At 66.2% G+C, this 21758-nt stretch carries 14 protein-coding genes; 4 read left to right on the top strand and 10 right to left on the bottom strand.

The window, feature by feature from the left end; translation table 11 throughout:
• The first annotated feature begins 45 nt into the window (after positions 1–45).
• Positions 46–1272, top strand: coding sequence for a DUF2252 domain-containing protein (locus H3H37_RS16015; protein ID WP_182164259.1), 1227 nt, complete (start codon positions 46–48; stop codon positions 1270–1272).
• On the opposite strand, the gene H3H37_RS16020 is transcribed toward H3H37_RS16015, so the two are convergent.
• From H3H37_RS16020 to H3H37_RS16050, 7 genes are all read right to left on the bottom strand, one after another.
• Positions 1269–1913 (bottom strand): hypothetical protein, encoded by a 645-nt coding sequence (locus tag H3H37_RS16020; protein WP_182164261.1) that lies wholly within the window; start codon positions 1911–1913, stop codon positions 1269–1271. The genes H3H37_RS16015 and H3H37_RS16020 overlap by 4 nt on opposite strands.
• A gap of 1 nt (position 1914) precedes the next feature.
• Positions 1915–4017 carry an alkaline phosphatase family protein gene (locus H3H37_RS16025; protein WP_229218870.1) on the bottom strand — a complete coding sequence of 701 codons (2103 nt, stop codon included), beginning with the start codon at positions 4015–4017 and terminating at the stop codon, positions 1915–1917.
• A 182-nt stretch (positions 4018–4199) separates the two neighbouring features.
• Positions 4200–4676: a cache domain-containing protein gene (locus tag H3H37_RS16030; RefSeq protein WP_375540007.1), complete on the bottom strand. Its 477-nt coding sequence runs from the start codon at positions 4674–4676 to the stop codon at positions 4200–4202.
• 42 nt (positions 4677–4718) lie between these two features.
• Positions 4719–5786 (bottom strand): porin, encoded by a 1068-nt coding sequence (locus H3H37_RS16035; protein WP_182164263.1) that lies wholly within the window; start codon positions 5784–5786, stop codon positions 4719–4721.
• A 92-nt stretch (positions 5787–5878) separates the two neighbouring features.
• Positions 5879–9514 (bottom strand): hydantoinase B/oxoprolinase family protein, encoded by a 3636-nt coding sequence (locus tag H3H37_RS16040; RefSeq protein WP_182164265.1) that lies wholly within the window; start codon positions 9512–9514, stop codon positions 5879–5881.
• 67 nt (positions 9515–9581) lie between these two features.
• Positions 9582–10856 (bottom strand): MFS transporter, encoded by a 1275-nt coding sequence (locus H3H37_RS16045; RefSeq protein ID WP_182164267.1) that lies wholly within the window; start codon positions 10854–10856, stop codon positions 9582–9584.
• Between the two features lie 41 nt (positions 10857–10897).
• The gene (locus H3H37_RS16050; RefSeq protein ID WP_182164269.1) at positions 10898–11671 is read right to left on the bottom strand and encodes a putative hydro-lyase; all 774 of its coding nucleotides are present in this window, start codon (positions 11669–11671) and stop codon (positions 10898–10900) included.
• Between the two features lie 173 nt (positions 11672–11844).
• Between H3H37_RS16050 and H3H37_RS16055 the strand changes: the two genes are divergently transcribed.
• Positions 11845–12780 (top strand): LysR family transcriptional regulator, encoded by a 936-nt coding sequence (locus H3H37_RS16055; RefSeq protein ID WP_182164455.1) that lies wholly within the window; start codon positions 11845–11847, stop codon positions 12778–12780.
• 45 nt (positions 12781–12825) lie between these two features.
• Here the strand turns inward: H3H37_RS16055 and H3H37_RS16060 are convergent, their stop codons facing one another.
• Entirely contained in the window at positions 12826–14454 is a 1629-nt protein-coding gene (locus tag H3H37_RS16060; RefSeq protein WP_182164271.1) for a methyl-accepting chemotaxis protein, read from the bottom strand.
• A 349-nt stretch (positions 14455–14803) separates the two neighbouring features.
• Here H3H37_RS16060 and H3H37_RS16065 point away from each other — a divergent pair, with 349 nt between their 5' ends.
• Positions 14804–16294 carry an outer membrane protein assembly factor BamB family protein gene (locus tag H3H37_RS16065; protein ID WP_182164273.1) on the top strand — a complete coding sequence of 497 codons (1491 nt, stop codon included), beginning with the start codon at positions 14804–14806 and terminating at the stop codon, positions 16292–16294.
• A 64-nt stretch (positions 16295–16358) separates the two neighbouring features.
• Here H3H37_RS16065 and H3H37_RS16070 read toward each other — a convergent pair whose 3' ends face one another.
• A complete protein-coding gene (locus H3H37_RS16070) occupies positions 16359–16904 on the bottom strand; it encodes a PEP-CTERM sorting domain-containing protein (protein ID WP_182164275.1) in 546 nt (181 codons plus the stop codon).
• A gap of 151 nt (positions 16905–17055) precedes the next feature.
• Positions 17056–19647 carry a bifunctional aconitate hydratase 2/2-methylisocitrate dehydratase gene (gene acnB / locus H3H37_RS16075; protein WP_182164277.1) on the bottom strand — a complete coding sequence of 864 codons (2592 nt, stop codon included), beginning with the start codon at positions 19645–19647 and terminating at the stop codon, positions 17056–17058.
• A gap of 353 nt (positions 19648–20000) precedes the next feature.
• Between acnB and H3H37_RS16080 the strand changes: the two genes are divergently transcribed.
• Positions 20001–21755, top strand: coding sequence for a glycoside hydrolase family 2 TIM barrel-domain containing protein (locus H3H37_RS16080; protein WP_182164279.1), 1755 nt, complete (start codon positions 20001–20003; stop codon positions 21753–21755).
• Positions 21756–21758: the final 3 nt, after the last annotated feature.

A 21758-nucleotide genomic window follows, 5' to 3' on the forward strand; every position in this document is an offset into this window, starting at 1 on the left:
CATGTTTTGAGCGAGCGTATCAAGCCTGTAAAGCGTAAAGAGCGCGTGCAATCGGGGCCACGCCACGTCGTCGACGAGATCGTGGCCTTCAACGCGGGCCGCGACCCGGAACGGCTCACGCGCAAGTACCGTCTGCTGGCCAGCAACCCATTCGCCTTCCTGCGCGGCACCTGCCACCTGTTCTACCGGGATCACGCGGCGCCATGCGACTCACCGCTCGCCTGGATCTGCGGCGACCTGCATCTTGAGAACTTCGGCACCTACAAGGGCGACAACCGCCTCACCTACTTCGACCTGAACGACTTTGACGAGGCGGCGCTGGCCCCGGCCAGCTGGGAGCTGTCCCGCTTCCTCGTCAGCCTGCTGCTGGCCGCCGACGTGCTGCACGTGCGCCCGCGTGACGCGCTGTTCCTGTGCCGGCGCTTCATCGACGCCTACGCGGCGGAGCTGGCCAGCGGCAAGGCGCGCTGGCTGGAACGCGCCACGGCGCGCGGCATGATCAAGGCCCTGATGCGCGATATCCGCACCCGCTCACGGCCCGCCTTCCTCGACCGCCGCACCGACCTGCGCAACGGCAAACGGCAGTTGCGACTGGACGGCATCAAGGCGCTGCCGGTCAACGAGGCCGAACGGGCTCGCGTGACGAGCATGATGGAGCGCTACGCCGCCACCCAGGCCGACCACAAGTTCTTCAAGGTGCTCGATGTGGCCCGCAGGATCGCCGGCACCGGCAGCCTGGGTCTGGAACGCTACGTGGTGCTGCTGCGCGGGCGCGGCGGCCTGGATGGGAATTTTCTGCTCGATATCAAGCACGCGCCGCCTTCCGCGCTTGCGCCCGTCCTGCCCTGCCCCCAACCGGCATGGGACAGCGAAGCCCGGCGCATCGTCGCCATTCAACGCCGGGTGCAGGCCATCACGCCCGCCTTCCTGAGCGATTTGACATTCGACGGCCAGTCCTATGTGCTGAAGGAGCTGCTGCCGGACCAGGACCGGCTGACGCTGGACCACTGGAATGGCAAGCTGGCCCGGCTCGATACGGTGATGCGCGACATGGGCGCGCTGCTGGCCTGGGCCCACCTGCGTTCCGGCGGGCGCCAGGGCTCGGCCAACGCCGATGCGTGGATCGCCTTCGGCGCCGACGTGGCAAGCTGGCGCACGGCCCTGATCAACCATGCGCGGGTGGGCCAGCAGCAGGTGCTGGCCGATTGGGAACGCTACGCGGCCGCCTATCGCGAAGCGGTGCGCCAACGCGGGACGGAACCGCGCCGCTAGTCGGTCTGGATATCGGCGTTGGCGTTGTTGTGCACGAAGCCGGCGTCGTTCAGGGCGAACGCGGCGCGCGGCAACGCGGTCGTGCTGGCAGCCGTCACGCGCCACAGCGTCTTGCCGGCGGCATCGGTGATCAGGAGGGGTAAACGCAACTGGCCGCTCCAGCATACGTTGCTGACCGTGCCGGCGCGGTCCAACGCATACCAGCGGCATGGCCCCAGCGCTGCCTCGGCGGCGGGCGCCTGCTTCAGCGCCGTCAGGTGATAGACGCCCGCAGGCCGCGTGAGCGCGTGCGCCATGCTGAACCAGTCGGTGAAATGGCCGATGCGGTACAGGTTAGTGCGCTCGATGTCAGTGCGGATCTGGCGCGGCAGGTCCAGCACCACCATCTGCCACTCCGTCTGGCCGGCCGGTTTGAAGATGTGCGTCTCCAGCTTGTCGTCTGTGCGGCGTTTCAGGCGCTGCTCGCCGTCACGCCACACTTCCACCGTGTGCGCGCGGCCATCGGCCACATAGGTGGCACTGTAATGGAGCTGGCGCGCTTCGCCCTTGCTGCTGAAGGTCTTGTCGAAATCCAGGTCGGCGGCCTGACTACCGGCCGCCGCCATGATCCCGGCCAGGAAAAAAGCCCGGGTATCGATCATCTTAGTTCCGTACTGGTTGCGCGTAGTCGAAGTAACGGTAGGTCTTGCCGTCCACCGTCAGGTCCTTGACCATCAGGTTGATCGAATAGCTGCCGTTGCTCAGCGCCGCATCGACGGTGGCGCCGGTCAGGTCGGTCGGCACCTTGAACGTCAGGCCGGTGGCGGGCGCGGTCGGGTTGACGACGGCCGCCTTGACGACGGCGCTGGCGCTGCTGGCAGGCTTCACCAGCGCTTCGTTCAGCACGCGGCCATCGGCTTGCGGCATGGACTGGCCCAGCAGGTAAGCCACGGTCGGCGCCACGTCCACGTTGCCGGTCGGGTTGCTGATCACGGTGCCAGTCTTGAATGCGGGGCCGGAGGCGATCAGCGTGTTGTGCACGTCGATCGGGCTGAAGCTGCCGTGCATGCCGCGATTGCCGCCCGTGCTTTCGAACTCGATGCCCGGCAGGCCGTTGACCAGCTGCTGCGCATCCCAGTTGAAGCTGACGACGATGTCGGGCTGGCCCTTGCCGGAACGGGTCGCGTTCTCCAGGTTGATCATCGACATCGGCAGCGTGCCGGCGATGGCGCCGTAGCGGCTGTCGACGAAGATCGCGCCGTATTCCTCGCGCGATTGCAGGAAGCGCACGGCGGCGGCGACGGTGGCCGCATCATGGTCGGGGATGTAGAGGTAATCCGAACCGCCGTTGGCGGCCACCACGATACCCTTGGCCGGCATGGTGGCGGGCACCTTGAAGCTGGCCACCGGCGTGGGCAGCGTGGCGCTGATGGCCTGGTACTTGGCGTTGGCCGTGCCGCACAGGGCGCCCGTCGTGTCCACGCCCACCGGCTGCACGTTGCTGCCGTCGGCCTTGATACCGTACATGGCCGAGGTGCTGCAACCGTTGCCGTCGAACGCGCGGAAGCCGGCGTAGGTCAGCAGGTCGGCCGTGCGCACGTCGCCCGAGACGGAGAAGCCGTTGATGGCGTCGCGGTTGCCCAGCACGGCGTTGGTCACGCCGTTGGTGACCGAGGTGCTGGCCGTGATGGCGCGCAGCGGGTACAGGCTGGTGGGGCCGGACACGTTGCTGTGCGCATGGTCGGACACCACGATGATATTGGTGTTGGCGTCCATCTTGTTGGCCTTCAGTGCGGCCTGCAGTTCGCCCAGGCGCGCATCCTGCGACGCCAGCGCCTTGCGGTAATTGGCCGAACCGGGGCCATAAGCGTGCTGCGTGTTGTCCGGTGTGCGGAACCAGATCAGCGACAGGTCGGGCAGCTTCTTGGGCAGGATGAAGTCGGTGTAAACCTTCATCATGTACTTGTTGGCGGCGTCTTCCGGATTGCCTTGCGTGGTGTCGGTGACGTCCTTCGCCTGCAGGCCGTTGGGCAGGGCGAAGGTCAACGCGCCGGCGCGGGCCGTCGGGTCGCCGTTGCTGGCGGCCAGCGTGACGGCGCCCGCCGCGTAGGCGTAAGGCGTATTCTTGGGCAGCGCGAAATTGGCCGCCTGCAGGTCGGTCACCAGCGATGCGGGCAGCACCGTGTTCTCATCGAGGAAAATGCCGCCGCGGCCCAGGTCCTGGATGAAGGCGGCGCCAGATTTGCCGATGGTGGCCGTCTTCAGGCCCGCGTCCTGCGCGGTCTTGAACAGCGATTTGACCAGCAGCAGCTGGCCGCCGTAGTAGTCGTTCAGGGTGCTCAGCACCGCGTAGTCTTCCGTGAAGACGGGCGCGTTGTAGTCCTGGTTGCCACCGCCGGCGTTCTTGCCGGCGGGGATAGGTTGGGCCGCACCGGCCTGCGGCGGGGTCCAGAACGTGTTGCCGTAAAAGCCGCTGGTTTTCGGGAACGAGCCGGTGGCGAACGAGGAACCGTTCATCATCGTGAAGGTCGGATAGGTCGAATGGTTGTCGACGAAATGGACACCGGCCTGGCGCAGCGCGTACAGGTTGGGCGTATCGACGGCATTGACGGCGTCGGGGCGCAGGCCGTCCCACACCATGATGATGGTACGCTGGACCGGCGCCGTAACGATCTCGGGCGCGGTGACGGTGGTGCTGGAGCCACCGCAGGCGGTCACGGTCGCCAGCGTGGCGGCCATGCTCAGGAAAAGCAGGGAAGAACGCATATTTTTCTCTTCAGGTCATTGTTGGGCCGCACGGGCGGGCCGCGCCACTATAGTGGCCAAAAATGACATTGTGATGACCTGACAAGAAAGCCAGACAGTCCGGCGATGCGCGAAGGCAGGGATCGCGGAGGCGACGCGCCGGACATCGTCCGGCGCGCGGCAAGCTGGTAAGCGGGCAGGCGCTATTTGTAGACGCCGCAGCCGATGATCACGTCATCGACCCGCTCCACGTAGGTGCGCTTGCCATCGAGTTTGCCGGTGCTGGGATTGGGCCACTTGTAGTCGACCCAGCCCTTGCCGGCCTTGCTCATGCCGATCGCCAGGATGTCCTTGATCATATAGCGCCCATCGGCATCGCGCAGTTCCAGCACGTTCTTCCCCACCAGTTTGGGATTGGCGCCATTGGCCGTCTCGATGCCGTCGCCGTTGGCCGAGAACGCGAAGATATACAGGTCGCGGTCGATGAACTGGCCCTTGGGATTGTTGAACTCCGCGTAGGCCTTGTCCTTGCCGTTCTTCTTCAGGTACTCGGCAGCCTTTTTGACCATGGCCATCGCCTCGTCGGCCGTGCCCTTCTCGGCGGCGGCGGCCGTGAACGACAGCAACACCATGGCCATGCCGGCCAGCACAACGACGAAGCTCCTGTAAAACTTACCCATGATGCGTCTCCCCTTTTTATGATGTGATCAGCGGCGCGTGGTTCAGAACACGTGCCGCAGCCCCAGGTTGACGGCGCGGTCGCCCGTGCCGCCCTCGATCGCGCTGCCGACCGTGTAGCCGGCGCCGTTCTTGTTGCGGATGCGCGCATAGGCAGTATAGACATCGGTGCGCTTGGAAAGATAGTAGCGATAGCCGAGCGCAAACTGTTCCGCATCCTGGTTGAATGCCGTTTTGTCATTCTTGCGGATGTACGACGCCATCCAGGTCTGCACGCCCACCGGCACGGTCACGCCCAGCAGCAGGTCGGCGCTGTCGGTGGACGGCGTGGGCGCCACCGCGTAGCCGAACGGGTTGGTGGCGTTGCGCAGCGGCGCGCTGTTGGTGCCCTTGTCGGTGCCGTATGCAAAATGCGCCTTGGCCGGGCCGAAGTCATAGGTGGCCGTCAGCACCGTGTTGCGCGCGCTGCTGGTGTTTTTCACGGCCGCCGTGTCGTTGTTGCGATTGTGGTACGCCAGCTTGACGGCCAGCGGGCCGGCCGCGTAACCGAGCGCGCCGCCGAACTGGCGGCCGGCAGCGTTGTCACCGGCCACCTCGCCCGCGCCGTACACCAGCTCCGCGCTCACGCCGTGCAGCACGGGAGTGGCGTACTTGATGGCGTTGTCCATGCGGCTGGCGCTGTTGCCGGTGGCGGCCATGAGGTTCTTGGTGTCGCCGGCGAGGCCGGAGCCGAAGGGGTCGACGGCGGCCACGGCCAGGTACTGCGGCGTGTACTGGCGGCCCAGCGTGACGGTGCCGGCCCGGCTTTGCAGCCCCACGTAGGCCTGGCGACCGAACAGCAAACCGCCCTGCCCCATGGCGCCCGTGTCGGACTGGAAGCCGTTCTCCAGCAGGAAGATGGCAGCCATGCCATCGCCCAGGTCTTCGCTGCCCTTGAAGCCCAGCCGCGAGCCGGAGGCCACGCCGCTGGTCAGTTTGGTACTGGCGCCGGCGGCGGCGCCGCTCTCGCGCACCAGCCCCATGTCCACGATGCCATACACGGTCACGGCCGATTGGGCCGCAGCCATCCCTGCCGATGCGCCCAGTGCGAGCGCAAGCATAGTTTTCTTCATTTTTTTGGTGTCCCCAGTGTGATGCGGGCTCGGTGGAATAGCCGGCGGCGCCGCGAGCCCTGACCGCGCCGCCGGAGGATGATCAGTGGCCGTTACGCGCCGTAGCCGCCGCCACCGGGCGTTTCGATGGCAAACACGTCGCCCGCCCGCATCTCGGCCGTGTGGGTGGCGCCGAACTGCTCGACGCTACCGTCGCTGCGCTCCACCCAGTTGCGGCCCAAGGCGCCGGCCGCCGCGCCATCAAGGCCGAACGGCGCCACGCGGCGGTGGCCGGCCAGGATGTTGGCCGTCATCCCCTCCAGGAAGCGGATGCGGCGCAGCGCCCCGTCCCCACCCTGGTGCCGGCCCGCGCCGCCGCTGCCGCGCCGGATCGCGTGCGTCTCCACCAGCACCGGGAAGCGCCACTCCAGCACTTCCGGATCGGTCATGCGCGAGTTGGTCATGTGGGTCTGCACGGCGGCCGTGCCGTCGAAACCGGGACCGGCGCCGGAACCGCCGGCGATGGTCTCGTAGTACTGGTGCTCGGCATTCCCGAACGTGAAGTTGTTCATCGTGCCCTGCGAGGCCGACAACACGCCCAGCGCGCCGTACAGCGCATCGGTCACGTACTGCGACACTTCCACGTTCCCCGCCACCACGGCCGCCGGATACACGGGATTGAGCATCGAGCCTTGCGGGATGATGAGGTTGAGCGGCTTGAGCACGCCCTCGTTCATCGGGATATCGCTGTCGAGCAGCGTGCGGAACACGTACAGCACGGCCGCCTTGCACACCGACAGCGGCGCGTTGAAGTTGGTCGGACGCTGGGCGCTGGTACCCGTGAAGTCCACCGTGGCGCTGCGGCTGGCGTGGTCGATACTGAGGCGCACCTTGAGCACTGCGCCGTCATCCATCTCGTACTCGAAGCTGGCGTCGCGCAGGCCGCTGATGGCCTCGCGCACGGCCGCTTCCGCGTTATCCTGCACGTGCTGCATGTAAGCCAGCACCACGTCCTCGCCATAGGTGGCCACGGCCTTGAGCAATTCGTTGGCGCCCGTCTCGCAGGCGCCCAGCTGGGCGATCAGGTCGGCGATGTTCTGGTCGATATTGCGGCTCGGCCAGGGGCCGGCGCCGAACAGTTCACGCACCAGCGGCTCCAGGAACACGCCCTGGTCCACGATCTTGACGTTATCGAGCAGCACGCCCTCCTCCAGGATGGTGGTGCTGTTGGGCGGCATGGACCCGGGCGTGATGCCGCCCACGTCGCCGTGGTGACCGCGCGCGGCCACGTAGAACAGTGGCTCCGGGCGCACCGAGAACGGCGGCGCGTTGTGCTCCGCGCTGAACACGGGGCTCACCACCGTGATGTCGGGCAGGTGGGTGCCGCCGTTGTAAGGCACGTTCAGCACATAGGCGTCGCCGGGCGCCATGGTCGCGCCGTGCTCGCGGATCACGCACTGAACGCTGTCGCTCATCGACCCAAGGTGCACGGGAATGTGCGGCGCATTGGCGATCAGGTTGCCGTGGCGGTCGAAGATGGCGCACGAGAAGTCCAGCCGCTCCTTCATGTTGACGGAATAGGCCGTGTTTTCCAGCGTGGTGCCCATCTGCTTGGCGATGGCCATGAACAGGTTGTTGAAGATTTCGAGGTGGATCGGGTGCACGGCCGTCGTCATCTTGTGCATGCTGCCGGCGGCGACGGTGCGCTCCAGCAGCAGCGTATGGTCAGGCAGCACCTTGGCGCTCCAGCCGGCATCGACGACGGTGGTGGCGATCTCCTCGCGGATGATGGCCGGGCCGGCGATGCGGCTGCCCACGGGCAGCGCAGCGCGCACGTGCAGCGCGATCGGCACGGTCTGGCCGTCCACATAGCTCAACACCTCGCCCGCAGCTTCGGCCTGTTCGCCGGCCGGCACCTCGATCACGAAGTCGGCGCCCTTGCCTTCGCCGATGGCTTCCGCCGACACGGACTCGATCACCAGCGGCTGGCCGTCCATTACGAAGCCGAAGCGCCCACGGTACTGGATGGCGAACGCCTCGGCCATCTCCACCAGGCCGCCCACCGGCACCACAAAGGCCGAGTCGCTGTCCTGGTATTTGACGCGGGCGCACAGCTCCACCTTGATATCGGCCGGCGCCACCTGCTGCGCCAGCAGGTCAGCGCCCGCCTCGCGGGCCAGGGCGCCCAGGCGCGGCTGCAGCGCGGCCAGCGTAGCCTCGGACAGCACCTGCTCGACGGCCGCCTCGCGCATGGCGCGGATGTCGGCCAGGCCCATGCCAAACGCAGACAGCACGCCGGCGAACGGATGGATCACGATCTGCGTCATGCCCAGCACATCGGCCACGCGGCAGGCATGCTGGCCACCGGCGCCGCCGAAGCAGCACATGGCGTAGCGGCTCACGTCGTAGCCGCGCTCGACGGAGATCGACTTGATGGCCTGCGCCATGTTATCGACGGCCACGGCCAGGAAGCCATCGGCCACGGCGGACGGCGACAAGCTGGTACCAGTCTCGCGCTCGATCTGCGCGGCCAGTGCCGTGAAACGGCGCACCACTTCGTCGCGGTCCAGCGGCTGGTCGCCATTGGGGCCGAACACGTGCGGGAAGTGCTCGGGCTGCACGCGGCCCAGCATCACGTTGCAGTCGGTGACCGTCAGCGGGCCACCCTTGCGGTAGCTGGCCGGGCCCGGATTGGCGCCGGCCGATTCCGGCCCCACTTTAAAGCGGCCATGTTCGAAGCTGCAGATGGAGCCGCCGCCGGCCGCCACCGTATGGATGTGCATCATCGGCGCGCGCACCCGCACCCCGGCCACCACCGTCTCGAACACGCGCTCGTAGGCGCCGTCGTAATGGGCCACGTCGGTCGAGGTGCCGCCCATGTCGAAGCCGATCACCTGTTTCAGGCCGATCGCCTCGCAACTTTTCACAGCGCCCACGATGCCGCCGGCCGGGCCGGACAGGATGGCGTCCTTGCCCTGGAAGCGGCTGGCGTCCGTCAGGCCGCCATTCGATTGCATGAACATCAGGCGCACGGCGCCCGTGTCGGCCGACACCCGTGCCACGTAGTCGCGCAGCACCGGCGACAGGTAGGCATCCACCACCGTCGTGTCGCCACGGCCCACGATCTTCATCAGGGGGCTGACCTGATGGCTGACGGAGATCTGGCTGAAACCCGCCTCCTCGGCCAGCGCCCGCAGCCGCTGCTCGTGCTGCGGATAGCGGTAGGCGTGCATCAGCACGATGGCGATGGCATCGATGCCCTTGGCGCGCAGGGCGGCGAACTGGCCGCGCAACACTTCCTCGTCCGGCGCTTCCAGCACGGCGCCATGCGCGCCGATGCGCTCATCGACTTCGATCACTTCCTCGTAGATCAGGTCCGGCAGCTCGATGCGCATGGCGAAGATGTCGGGCCGGTCCTGGTAGCCGATGCGCAGCTGGTCGGCGAAGCCACGGGTGATGGCCAGCGCCGTGCGCGCGCCCTTGCGTTCGAGCAGCGCGTTGGTGGCGACGGTGGTGCCCATCTTGATCACTTCGATCTGCTCCACCGGCAGCGGCTCGCCCGTCTTCAGGCCCAGCATCTCGCGCATGCCCTGGGTGACGGCGTCGTCGTAGCGCTCCGGGTATTCGGACAGCAGCTTGTGCGTCACCAGCTTGCCGTCCGGGCGGCGCGCCACGATGTCGGTGAAGGTGCCGCCACGGTCAACCCAGAATTGCCAGCGCAGTTGGTGGGTAGGGATGTCGTTTTTCATGATGGTGTCTCTCGGTTTGGTTCTGGTGGTTCTGGTGGTTCTGTCGGTACTATCGATACTTGATGACTCAAGCTTCCAGCTTCTTGCCGGCCGTCTCGGGCAGGGTCAATGCGGCCAGGATCATCACGCCGTAGGCGGCGCCGGCGAACAGGCCGATCGCTTCACCGAGGGCCATGGTGTGGCTGGTCAGGCCTATCATCAGCGGGAACAGCGAGCCCACGGCGCGGCCCATGTTGTAGCTGAAGCCCTGGCCCGAACCCCGCACCCGGGTCGGGAACAGTTCGGTGAGGAAGGCGCCCATGCCGCTAAACACGCCGGACACGAAGAAGCCCAGCGGGAAGCCCAGGAACAGCATCACGTTGTCGGTGACGGGCAGCCGGGTGTAGGCGAAGGCGATGCACAGCGAGCCCAGTGCGAACAGGATGAAGTTCTTTTTGCGGCCCAGCAGGTCGGTGAGGAAGGCGCTGACGATGTAGCCCACGTAGGAGCCGACAATCACCATCGCCAGGTAGCCGCCCGTGCCCAGCACGGTGAGGTGGCGCTCCGTTTTCAGGAAGGTGGGCAGCCAGGTCGTGATGGCGTAGTAGCCGCCCTGGGCGCCGGTGGTCAGCAGCACGGCGCGCAGGGTGATGCTCAACATCTTGGGCGAGAAGATCTCGGCGAACGAGGCGCGCTGGGCGCTGCGTTCCTGCTGCTTTTGCTGGGCCACGAACAGTTCCGGCTCATCGACGAAGCGGCGGATGAAGATCACGAACATGGCCGGCAATATTCCCAGCAGGAACAGCGAGCGCCACGCCCATTCCGGCGGCAGCAGCGAGAACATCAGCGCGTACAGCAGCGCCGATACGCCCCAGCCGATGGCCCACCCGGCCTGCACCATGCCGACCGCCTTGCCACGGTCCTTGGCGCGGATCACCTCCCCGATCAGGATGGCGCCAGCCGTCCATTCGCCGCCCATGCCAAAGCCCATCAGGCCGCGCGCCAGCAGCAGCTGGTTGAAGTTCTGCGCCAGGCCGCACAGCACGGTGAAGAAGGCGAACCACAGGATGGTCAGTTGCAGCGTCTTGACGCGGCCAATGCGGTCCGACAGGATGCCGGCCAGCCAGCCGCCCATGGCCGAGGTGAGCAAGGTGACGGTGCCGATCAGGCCCGCGTCGCCCTTGGACAGGCCCCAGCTGGTGATCAGCGTGGGAATTACGAAACTGAGGAACTGGGTGTCCATCGCGTCGAGCGCGTAGCCGATCTTGCAGCTCCAGAAGGTGCGGCGCTCCTTGCCCGTGAGCGCGTGGAACCACGCGAAATAACCTTCCTGTTCGATGCTGGGTATGACTCTGGTGTTCATGCTATGTCTCCGTCGTTGTTTTAACTGCTGTTGCTATGAATTCAGAACGCGGCCAGGCTGGCGTTGGGAATATCCGTCACCAGCATGTAGCCCGGCTGGTGGGTGATGACGAGTGGCAGGCGCGCCTCGCGTATGGCTTCCTGCGGCGTGACGCCGCAGGCCCAGAACACGGGCAGCTCGTCGGCGGCGATGGCCACCGCGTCGCCGTAATCGGGCCGGCCGATGTCGGCGATGCCGATCAGGGCCGGGTCGCCCAGGTGCACCGGCGCGCCGTGGATGGCCGGATAGCGGCTGGTGATCTGGATCGCGCGGATCGCGTCGCGCGCCTTCATCGGCCGCATCGACACCACCAGCTTGCCGCCGAACGGCCCCGCCTTCTGGTTGTCGATGTTGGTGCGGTACATCGCCACGTTCCTGCCCTGCTCCACGTGGCGCAGCGGGATGCCGGCGTCCATCAGCATCTGCTCGAACGAGAACGAGCAGCCGATGGCGAAGGCCACCAGGTCGTCGCGCCACACGTCATGCAGGGTGTGGGGCTGCGACGCGAGCTGGCCGTCGCGGTAGATGTTGTAGCCGGGGACGTCGGCGCGCAGATCCATGTCGGCGCCCAGCGCGGCCACGTTCCACTCGCCCGGCGCGCCCACGGCCAGCAAGGGGCAGGCCTTGGGATTGCGCTGGCAGAACAGCAGGAACGCGTCGGCCTGGGCCTGCGGCAGGATCACCAGGTTGGCCTGGGCGTAGGCGCCGCACTGGCCCGCCGTGGGAAGGCGGAATTGGCCGTTGCGTACCGCGTGTCGGAATTCGAGTGGTGTCATGTTCAGTCTCGCTGCTGGTCGTGATGATGAAAATTGATGAAGTAAGAATAAGCTTGAACCTTGCGATGAGCTATCTAGTAATTTTTGCTGTTGTTGTATAGTTTTTCTTACCGCCTGACGCTATGCGCGCGACTATGGTTAAGGTATTCTTGTCCCAACCCTCCCCGCTGGCCATGAACACACGCTTCCTCGAAACCTTCGTCACGCTCGCCCAGTTGCGCAGCTTCCGCGCCACCGCGCACGCGCTGCACGCCACGCCGGCCGCCATTTCGCTGCGCATCAAGGCGCTGGAGGAGGAATTACAGACGGAACTGGTGGACCGCGACGCCAAGGATTTCCGACTCACGGCGCAGGCCGAATACCTGCTGAGCCACGCCAAGGCCGTGGTGGACGCGACCCGCCGCCTGCAAGCGGCCGCCCGCAAGGACAGCGCCGTGCGGGGCCGGCTCAGGCTGGGGGTGATCGAATCGGTGGTGCACAGCTGGCTGGCGCAATACATCCGCGAGTTGAACGCCAACTATCCGGAACTGGAGATCGACCTGGCGGTCGATATCAGCAATGTGCTGGAGCGGCGCCTGCGGGCGCGCGAGCTGGATCTGGTGGTGCAGGTGGAGGGGGTGGACAGCAGCGATATCGTGTCCGAAGCGCTGGCCGTCTATCCGGTGCACTGGATCGCCCGCAAGGGGCTGGTCGATGGGCGCAAGGAAGGTTTGCATCAGCGCCTGCTGGCACTGCCCATCCTCACTTTCGGACGGGGCACGGCGCCGCAGCGGGCGCTGGAGGAAATCGTCAGCAAGATGGCCAACCTGGCCGCCATCCCGCTGGAACAGGCGCGCATCACGTGCTCGCCGTCGGTGGCCGCCATCGTCCAGCTGGTCAAGGATGGGTATGGAGTGGCCGCCATCCCCAGCCTGTTCGTCAGCAGCTACCTGGAGAGCGGCGAATTCGTGCAACTGCCGGTGCAGCCGGAGCCGCCGTCCATCATCGTCTCCATGTGCCTGCACACCAACGCGGAAATGGGGGTGCACGCGGCGGCCAATGCGGCCCGCCTGGCCTGCGCCAGTTACTGCGCGCAGGTGGACAGCCGCTACATCAAATCGCTGGGCTGAAGCGGACGGCGCTCAGAGCAAGTTCAGGCTAAATGGAGGCCGCACTCAGGCCGCAATGCGCCGCACGCCGGCGTTGGCGGCATTGCCTGCACTGGTGCCACGATGGGCGCCAAGCTTGAACTGCGTGACGGCGGCCGTCAGCTGGCCGGCCTGCTCGCGCAAGGCGCCAGCCGCGGCGGCGGCCTGCTCCACCAGCGCCGCGTTCTGCTGGGTCACGCCATCCATTTCCACCATGGCGCTGCTGACCTGCTCCAGCCCCTGCGACTGCTCGCGGCTGGCCGCGCTGATCTCGGCCATGATGCCCGTCACCTGGCCGATGCTGTCCACCAGGTCACGCATGGTGGCCCCGGCATGGTCGGCCAGCTCGGTGCCCGCGCGCACCTGGCGTACCGAATTGTCGATCAGGTCCTTGATCTCGTGGGCGGCCGCCGCCGAACGCTGCGCCAGGTTGCGCACTTCGGTCGCCACCACGGCGAAGCCGCGTCCCGTCTCGCCCGCGCGCGCCGCTTCCACGGCCGCGTTCAACGCAAGGATGTTGGTCTGGAACGCGATGCCATCGATCACGCTGGTGATCTCGGCGATGCCGCGCGCCGCCTGGTCGATCGCGCCCATGGTGGTCACCACCTGGGCCACGGCGTCGCCGCCGCGCGCGGCCACGTCCGAGGCGGCCAGCGCCAGCTGGTTGGCGCGCAGCGCGTGGTCGGCCGTCTGGCGCACGGTGCCCGTCAACTGCACCATCGAAGCCGCCGTCTGCTGCAAGGCGCTCGCTTGCGACTCGGTGCGCGCCGACAGATCGCGGTTGCCCTGGGCGATCTCGCCGGCGGCCAGCTCGATGCCGACGCTGCCGGCCCGCACCTGCGCCACCACGCGGGCCAGGCTGCCGTTCATGGTCTGCAGCGCCAGCATCAGCTGCGCCGATTCGTCGGCGCCGGCGGCCGCGATCTGGCTGGTCAGGTCGCCGTTGGCCACCGTTTCGGCCACGCCGATGGCGCGCTGCAGCGGCAGCACGATGCCACGCACCAGCCACGCCGTCATGACCGTGCCCACCACGATCGCCAGCGCCACCATGGCCAGCAACTCCCGGCTGCCGGTCGCGTCGCGCGCCGCGAACTCGGCGCGGGCGGCCGCCATCGAGCCGTGCGCCTGCTCCATCACATAGGTGACGATCTGATCGATCTGCTGATTGACGGGCCGGTCCATGCCCTTGACCAGGCCATCGACCACGTGGGCGCTCTCCGGCTGCGCCCCGTTGTATTGCTTGAGCGCCTGCTGGTACTGCGCGAACAGGGTCTGGTGCGCTTGCATGGCCTGGTCAGCGCGCTGCGTCTCCAGTCCCAGCAGGCCCAGTTCCGTTTTCAGCGTGGCCAGCCGGGCCTGGGTCAGCGCGTGCTGCTGGACGAAGGCCTTGCTGTACTTGTCGAACGCGGCCGGATCCGCGCCGCGCAGCAAGGTGTCCTTCCATTCCTGCACCTGCTTCTTGAATTCGACCTGCGCGCCGCGCGCCGCGTCCACCGCCATCACCAACCGCTCTTCGCGCTCCACTTCCTGCGCGCCGCGCGCGCCCATGGCGCTGAAGGTCTGCCAGCCAGCCGCGCCCACGGCAAGCATGGCCACGATCAGGAATACGGCCAGCATGCCGAGGCGGTGGCCGATCTTTAAATTGTCTAGTTTCATAGTCTGAATCCGGCTGAAAAAACAAAGAGCAAGCCGTAGCTTGCTCCGCAGGTACGCACCGCGCGGCTGACACCATGTGCGCGACGGGCCGCATTATACTTTTCATAAACACAAGTTGCCAAGCGGATAAATGTGCCGCCAGGTCAATATTGCAGCAAAATACAACACTTGCTGGTAGCCACAGAAATGTTAAGATGAAAGATTAACAATTTATTATTAACCCCCTTCGTCTCTCATGAACTTCCGCCCTACCCCAGTCTCCCTGCCCCTCACCGCCATAGCCGCCAGCATCCTGCTCGCCGCTTGTGGCGGTGGCGGCGGTGGCAATACCGGCGCCACCGCGCCGCTATTGCCAACGGTCCAGCCGCCCTACACCATCAACCCGGGCACGCTGACCGCGAAATATGTCGCCGGCTATCCGGCCACGATCAATGCCACGGCCTCGCAGACGACCACCTTCGTCGGCGTCGTCTATGTCAAGCCGCAGGCCGACAGCGACATCATCACCTCCGCCCAGGTCACCCCGAACAGCGACGGCAGCATTGCCCTCGCCGTCGCGACGTCGGCCTCGGCCGCGCCTGGCCATTACGCGGGCAATATCACGGTCAATGTGTGCAAGGATACGAATTGCGCCGCCCAGCTCGAAGGCGCGCCCTTCAAAGTGCCCTATGCGATCGATGTGGTGTCGCCCAATGGCGGCGTGACGACGTCCAACCTGGCGCCGCTGGCCACGCTAGGCGGCGCCGGCGACTGGAGCGGATACCAGGCCAACGCAGCCCATACGGGCATGGTGCCGGTGACGCTGAACCCGTCGGCATTCTCGCTGCGCTGGAAGTATGAAGCGCCGGCCGTCAGCGGGCGGCAAATGGTGATTTCCGATATCGCCAGTGGCAACGGCCACCTGTATTTCTCCACCGGCTCCTACTACGACGCGAGCGCGCAGGGCCACCTGCTGTTCGTGCTCAACGAGCGCGATGGTTCGCAGGCCTGGACCCATGATTTCGGCGACCTCAAATACGCGACCACCAACCCGCCCGCCTACGCCAACGGCAAGGTGTACCTGTCGGCCGGTTCGCAGGAGTCGACGACGATGTTCGCGTTCGACGCCAACAGCGGCGCGCCGGTATTCAGCACGCCCATCAACTCGCAATGGTCGCACTACCGGGCGCCGGTCGCGTTCGGCGACAGCATCTACATGGGCGGCGGTTACTATGGCGGCATGTACGCGTTCGACGCGGCCAGCGGCGCACAGCAATGGTTTGTGGACGCCGACATCATCTTCGACTGGGCTCCCGCCGTCGACGCCGGCCACGCCTACCTGTACGTGGGCGGCCGGCCGCGCATCTTCGACCGGCTGTCCGGCGCCCTGACCAACCCGAGTTCGGCCCCGGACGTCGGTGGCCTGGCGTCGTCCACGCCGCTGCTGGGCGCGCCAAACAACCTCATCGTCAGCCGCACCAGTGGCCTGACCGACTACGACACGGCCGCACTGGCCGTGCGCTGGACCGTGGCCGCCAACTTCCATGACGGCGCCGCCTACGACCGGGGCGTGATCTATGCGCTGCGCCTCAACCCGGTCATACTTGAGGCCCGCAATGAAGGGGACGGCAGCCTGGCCTGGAGCTGGACGGCGCCGGCTGCCGCGCAGGACCCCGGCAGCAACGTGGTGTTGACGAATAACCTGGTGTTTGTCAGCGCCAACGGCGCCACCTATGCGGTCGACCGCAGCACGCATGCGGCGGTATGGACGTATCCGTTCAGCGGCCAGCTGTCGCTGTCGTCGAACGGCATCCTGTACATCAACGGCGGCACCAGCATCGCGGCGATCAACCTGCATTAAGCTGCGACTTCGGCTGCGGCTGCGGGCCGCGCGGACACAGCCGCGCGCCGCAGCCTGCCGCCCCTCAGGCTGCCCGGCGCGCGCCGGCGCGGCGCCGCACAGCGGCCAGCAGCCCCAGGCCGCCAATCAGCGACAGATAGGTCGCCGGTTCCGGCACGGCCGAAACGCTCCAGCTGCCCGGACGGTCGAACACGCTCGCCCACGGGCCGGAAATGACGTTCACGCCAGCCAGGTCCGCCGGCTGCCCGTACAGCGACGAGATGGACAGGAAGCCGCTCATGTGCGACGCGTCCGCCGCGCTAAACTGCCAGTCAACAATGTTCTTGTTGCTGTCGAAGTTGAAGTGGAAATATTGCAGGAACATGGGCATCGCATCGCTGAATTGCAGGCCGGCGGCCTCCACATCCCAGTGCTTGATGGCGTAGCTATGGCCAGCCCCTTGTACCGCATGGTCGAAATCGAACACGAAGTGGGCCACCAGACGCGATGGCGTGCTGGTGATGTCGTTCTGCTCGAACAGATTGCCCGTGTAGGTGTAGGTCGTGTCGGCGGCCGAACAGATGCCAGCGATACCCAGCAGTGCCCCACAGGCGATGGCGCGGATGGTCATAGTTTCCCTTAATAAAAGTTAAAGTTTTATTATGAATTAACATAGGGAAATATGCAATTTCCTGACGCTGCCCCGACAAGAAAAAACCCCGGACAGTTGTCGCCAACTGTCCGGGGTTCTGCTCAGCTTACCGCGCTGGCGTTACGTTCGCTCAGGCACCGACTTCGACTTTGTCGGCCACCGAACGGAACTCTTCGATCTGGTCGAAGTTCATGTAGCGGTAGATCTGGTCGGCGCTCTTGTCGAGCACGCCGATCTGCGACATGTACTCTTCCTTGGTCGGGATGCGGCCCAGCGCCGAGCACACGGCTGCCAGTTCGGCCGAACCCAGGTACACATTGGTGTCCAGGCCCAGACGGTTCGGGAAGTTACGGGTCGAGGTCGACATCACGGTGGCGCCCTTGCGGATCTGCGCCTGGTTACCCATGCACAGCGAGCAGCCCGGCATTTCCATACGGGCGCCGGTGCGGCCCAGCGTGCCGTAGTGGCCTTCGGCCGTCAGCACTTGCGCGTCCATCTTGGTCGGCGGAGCGATCCACAGGCGGACCGGGATGTCCGACTTGCCTTCCAGAACCTTCGAAGCGGCGCGGAAGTGGCCGATGTTGGTCATGCAGGAACCCACGAACACGTCGTCGATCTTGGCGCCGGCCACGTCCGACAGGGTCTTCACGTCGTCCGGGTCGTTCGGGCAAGCAACGATAGGCTCGTGGATGTCGGCCAGGTCGATCTCGATCACGGCAGCGTATTCGGCGTCCGCGTCCGGGGCCAGCAGCTCAGGCTTGGCCAGCCAGGCTTCCATGGCCTTGATGCGGCGTTCCAGCGTGCGCTTGTCCTGGTAGCCGGTGGCGATCATCCACTTCATCAGCGTGATGTTCGAGTTCATGTACTCGATGATCGGTGCCTTGTCCAGGTGCACGGTGCAACCGGCGGCCGAGCGCTCAGCCGAGGCGTCGGACAGTTCGAATGCCTGTTCCACCTTCAGGTCAGGCAGGCCTTCGATTTCCAGGATGCGGCCCGAGAAGATGTTCTTCTTGCCCTTCTTGTCCACGGTCAGCAGACCCTGGCGGATGGCGTACAGCGGAATCGCGTTGACCAGGTCACGCAGGGTCACGCCAGGCTGCATCTTGCCCTTGAAGCGCACCAGCACGGATTCTGGCATGTCCAGCGGCATCACGCCGGTGGCGGCGGCGAAGGCCACCAGGCCCGAACCGGCCGGGAACGAGATACCGATAGGGAAACGGGTGTGCGAGTCGCCGCCGGTGCCGACGGTGTCAGGCAGCAGCAGACGGTTCAGCCACGAGTGGATCACGCCGTCGCCCGGACGCAGGGCCACGCCGCCACGGTTCTCGATGAACGCTGGCAGTTCTTTGTGGGTCTTGACGTCGACGATCTTCGGATAGGCTGCGGTGTGGCAGAACGACTGCATCACCATGTCGGCCGAGAAGCCCAGGCAAGCCAGGTCTTTCAGCTCGTCGCGGGTCATCGGGCCGGTGGTGTCTTGCGAGCCCACAGTGGTCATCTTCGGTTCGCAGTAGGTGCCTGGGCGGATGCCGTGGCCTTCTGGCATGCCGCAAGCGCGGCCGACCATCTTCTGGGCCAGCGAGTAGCCACGGCCGGTGTCGGCAGGGTTCTGCGGCAGGCGGAACAGGGTCGATGGGGCCAGGCCCAGCGCTTCACGCGCCTTGGCGGTCAGGCCGCGGCCGATGATCAGCGGAATACGGCCGCCGGCGCGCACTTCGTCGAACAGCACGTCGGACTTGACTTTGAACTCGGCGATCACGGCGCCGTTCTTCAGGGCCTTGCCTTCGTATGGACGCAGCTCGACCACGTCGCCCATTTCCATCTGCGACACGTCCAGCTCGATCGGCAGCGCGCCGGCGTCTTCCATGGTGTTGTAGAAGATCGGGGCGATCTTGGCGCCCAGGCACACGCCGCCGAAACGCTTGTTGGGGATGAATGGAATGTCTTCGCCGGTGAACCACAGCACCGAGTTGGTGGCCGATTTACGCGACGAGCCGGTGCCCACCACGTCGCCCACGTAGGCGACCAGGTTGCCCTTGGCTTTCAGCGCTTCCAGTTGCTTGATCGGACCGACCGAGCCGGGCACGTCCGGGTTGATGCCGGGACGTGGGTTCTTCAGCATGGCCAGCGCGTGCAGCGGGATGTCGGGACGGGTGGTGGCGTCCGGTGCCGGCGACAGGTCGTCGGTGTTGGTTTCGCCGGAGACCTTGAACACGGTCAGGGTCAGGCTTTGCGGCACTTCAGGACGCGAGGTGAACCACTCGGCATCGGCCCACGATTGCAGCACTTCCTTGGCGCGGGCGCTGCCCTTGTCGGCCAGGTCCTTGACGTCGTGGAAGTAGTCGAACATCAGCAGGGTCTTTTTCAGACCTTCGGCGGCCACGGGGCCGACCACGGCGTCGTCCAGCACGTCGATCATAGGCTTGATGTTGAAGCCGCCCAGCATGGTGCCCAGCAGGCGGGTTGCCAGTTCGCGCGAGATCAGCGGCGAGCTTTCCGTGCCCTTGGACACGGCGGCCAGGAAGGCGCACTTGACCTTGGCGGCGTCGTCCACGCCGGCCGGCACGCGATTGGTGATCAGCTCGACCAGGAATTGTTCTTCACCTGCTGGCGGATTCTTCAGGAGTTCGACCAGGTCCGTGGTCTGGGCCGCGGTCAGCGGCAGCGGTGGGATGCCAAGGGATGCGCGCTCGGCGACTTGGTTGCGGTAGGCAGCTAGCATGAAAATCTCTCAGTCAGGATAGATTGCAGGAAAAGCGGACAAGTGACCGCCAGTACTGAGCGCTATTGTACCTCAGGAAGTCTTATATAAGACATATAACACGAGACACACCGATCTTTTTTGCCACAATTTAAGCATGCAGGGCCACGCCCACAGCGAAAACACGGCGAAACCGGGGCCGGACGGCCGCCGAACCTTGCCAGTTTTACATGAGACGAGCCGATCCGCCGGCCTTGCGGACGGGGCCGCCGTGGCCCGCCGCCCCAGGATTTCCGCTTCGTATCGTGAGCGCGCCGGCGCGGGGGCGCTGCTACGATGGGCCGTCAACTCCTGACAATCATGCAAGGACAGCAATGGACGAGTTCGACTATCCACGGCCGCAACTGGTACGCGAACAGTGGCAATCGCTGAACGGCGAATGGGAATTCGAGTTCGACGACGGGCGCGCCTACGCCCTGCCGTCCGATCCCATCCCCTGGTCGCGGCGCATCGTGGTGCCGTTCGCGCCCGAATCGGCCGCCAGCGGCATCGGCGACACCGGCTTTCATCCCGCCTGCTGGTACCGCTGCCGCTTCCACCCGGGGCCGCGCGGCGCGCGCACGCTGCTGCATTTTGGCGCCGTCGACTACCAGGCGCGGGTATGGATCAACAACCACATGGTGGCCGAGCACGAAGGCGGCCACACGGCGTTCACGGCCGACATCACCAACGAACTGGTGGACGGCGAACAGACGTTGGTGGTGCTGGTGGAGGACGACCCGGCCGACCTCGGCAAGCCGCGCGGCAAGCAGGACTGGCAACCCGATCCCCATGCGATCTGGTATCCGCGCACCACCGGGATCTGGCAGACCGTCTGGCTCGAAGCCGTGGGCCGCACGTATATCCGCCGGCTGCGCTGGACCCCGGTGTTCGATGGCTATGAACTGGGCTGCGAAGTGCTGGCCGGCGGCGACGCCTGCCCGGGCCTGACGGTCGAAGTGCGGATCTGGCACGGCGACCGGCTGCTGGCGGCCGACAGCTACCTGCTGGTGGGCCAGGAGGCGAACCGCAAGATCGCCCTGTCCGATCCCGGCATCGACGATTCGCGCAACGAACTGCTGTGGAGCCCGGAGCGCCCGACCCTGCTGCGCGCCGAGCTCACGCTGCACAGCGACGGCCAGGTGCTCGACTTCGTGCGCTCGTACACGGCGATGCGCTCGGTGTCGATCAACCGCGACCGCTTCATGCTCAATGGCCGCCCCTATCCGCTGCGGCTGGTGCTCGACCAGGGCTATTGGGAACAAAGCCTGATGACGGCGCCATCCGACGCGGCCCTGCGGCGCGACGTCGAACTGGCCAAGGAGATGGGCTTCAACGGCGTGCGCAAGCACCAGAAGATCGAAGACCCGCGCTACCTGTACTGGGCCGACCGGCTCGGCCTGCTGGTGTGGGAGGAAATGCCGTCCGCCTACGCGTTCACGGCGCGCGCCATGACGCGGCTGGTGCGCGAGTGGACCGAAGCGATCGAGCGCGACTACAGCCACCCCAGCCTGATCGTCTGGGTGCCGTTCAATGAATCGTGGGGCGTGCCCAACCTGACGGCCGTGCAGGCCCACCGCAACGCCGTCGAGGCGCTGTACCACCTGACGCGCATGCTCGACCCGACCCGCCCCGTGATCGGCAACGATGGCTGGGAAGCGTCGGCCACCGACATCCTCGGCATCCACGACTACGATCCCGACCCGGAACGGCTGCGCCAGCGCTACGAGGTGGCCGATCCGGTGCGCACCCTGTTCGACCAGCGCCGTCCCGGCGGCCGCATCCTCACGCTGGACGGCTTCCCCCACCGTGGCCAGCCCATCGTGCTGACCGAGTTCGGCGGCATCGCCTTCGATCCGACGGCGCCGCCCCACCCCACCTGGGGCTATGCGCGCCAGAACACGGCCGAAAGCTTCCTCGAGCACTACCGGGCCCTGCTCAAGGTGGTCAACGAGACGCCGATGTTCAGCGGCTTTTGCTACACCCAGTTCGCCGACACCTTCCAGGAGGCCAACGGCTTGCTCAAGGCCGACCGCACGCCCAAGATCCCGCTGAAGCAGATCAGCGCCGCCACCCGCAACGTACAGTAGGTG

Origin of the sequence: Rugamonas brunnea, from assembly GCF_014042345.1 — a bacterium.
In the GTDB taxonomy this organism is placed as follows: domain Bacteria; phylum Pseudomonadota; class Gammaproteobacteria; order Burkholderiales; family Burkholderiaceae_D; genus Rugamonas; species Rugamonas brunnea.